The 1608-nt window shown below is 40.3% G+C and carries 2 protein-coding genes; both read left to right on the top strand.

Annotation, left to right across the window (positions count from 1 at the left end; translation table 11 throughout):
• The first annotated feature begins 142 nt into the window (after positions 1–142).
• Positions 143–1039 carry a hypothetical protein gene (locus LVQ96_08800; GenBank protein MCW6171246.1) on the top strand — a complete coding sequence of 299 codons (897 nt, stop codon included), beginning with the start codon at positions 143–145 and terminating at the stop codon, positions 1037–1039.
• Positions 1040–1296: 257 nt separating this feature from the next.
• On the top strand, positions 1297–1587 hold the full coding sequence (locus LVQ96_08795) for a hypothetical protein (protein ID MCW6171245.1): 291 nt from the start codon (positions 1297–1299) through the stop codon (positions 1585–1587).
• Positions 1588–1608 lie beyond the last annotated feature (21 nt).

Raw genomic sequence — 1608 nt, 5'->3', positions numbered from 1 at the left:
AAAAAAATGGAGATTTGTATATTCCGTGAAGTTGAAATCAATAAGACCATTTTCTGTTCTCCAGTTTAGGTGGAAAAGGACTTGAAAGTTTTCGAGATATTGTTGGCAACATTCAATATTGTTGGCAAAATGTGTGATTCAGATGCCTAGAAAACCAGCAGAGTCTCTGTGCAAAATTTGTGGTGCAAATGCAACAGTGAAGGTCAACTACGCAACGGGGAGTGGAGGAACAGTTTACTTGTACGAGATTTACACCCACAAGAACGGGACGGTTCATTACTTCAGGCCGGGAAAAGTTTTACAAAAACGGGATGCGTTCAGTGACTTTGAAGAGATGCTAAGAACCAAGATGAAGGATGGGGAGTACAGATTCAAAGATATAAAGAAGCTTTTTGAATCATTTCGCGGCTCATCAGCAAGCAACACCATGGTGCAGAGATACATTGAGAAAGGGATGAGGGCAAAACTTATCAGGAAGTCAGTCGAAGACGGGATGAAAGTCGTTAAGATTCAAGAAACATCTGTATCTTATCATATTTCAGACTCAGCAGTGGCAATGTCAATTCTTCTCAAGTTCTTAAACGAAGGTGAAAGCCTACTCAATAGGATCCCGATAAATATACCTACAGGGATCATAGACACTATCAGTGAACTTAACATTGAATCATTCGACAAATTTGGCAAGATATCGGAGGGAAACGTGGAGATAGCATTTTCTTTTACCGGACAGACCGGGATTGGAGTGGGTTTAAGGAGATCCCTGGGTCCTTCTGAGAGTGATTTCCTTTTCGTCACCAGTCGATTCACTTTTTCCGAGCATTCACTGAAGTTTGCACTACCGCTTGACACAGGTTCCCTCAGAATTCATATAACCAAGGAATGGGAAAAACCTGTGCACGTCAGAAAACGTTTATTAGATGGTATAAAGGAAACCAACCCCGATAGTGTAAGGAAGGGGTTCTTAAGCGACGGTCTGAGTTTTGCCGAGGTCGAATTTGGCAAGTCTAGCAAGGGAGAGGCAGTTGTAGTCTCTTGGTAGGTGTGGCTCTTATTACCTCATCTAGTCAACTCTGTATATTTATCAATGAATGAGAATATATAACTCTCCGTATTTGTAATGGAAAGTTCAATTGAATTCGACATTCAGTTGGATATCCTCGAGAAAAATACTTTTATTCTTTCCTCTCAATTTCTTCTTTTATTAACTACTTTCAAAAGTGTACCAAATAGTTAATGTACGAGTTTAAGAAGTGATTACAGGATGTATCATAATAAAAAGGATGATTACGAATGATCTTGGCTTGGACAACCATACTGGATTTTGCCCTGACTTTCGTCGTAGGACTGCTGTTCGGGCTGGCCATTAAGAAGGGACTGGTGGCGTTCGTGCTTGCGCTCGTTGGCTTCGTCATTGCAGGTTATGTCGGGTTGACTTTTGTTCCTAAGATTTCGTTCAGTTATGAAGTAACTAAGTTTATCACTTATGTTGTAACTTATATCCACGACATTAAGCTAGGCGCAATTGCAGTATCTCTGACGGTTATACTGTTTCTGATAGGCCTTGCAATTGGGCTCTGGAAGGGTTAAGTTAATTTTTGTTTTTTAATT

It is taken from the genome of Thermoplasmatales archaeon, assembly GCA_026127925.1.
GTDB lineage: Archaea > Thermoplasmatota > Thermoplasmata > Thermoplasmatales > Thermoplasmataceae > JAKAYB01.
This window is presented reverse-complemented; position numbering and strand designations above follow the sequence as displayed.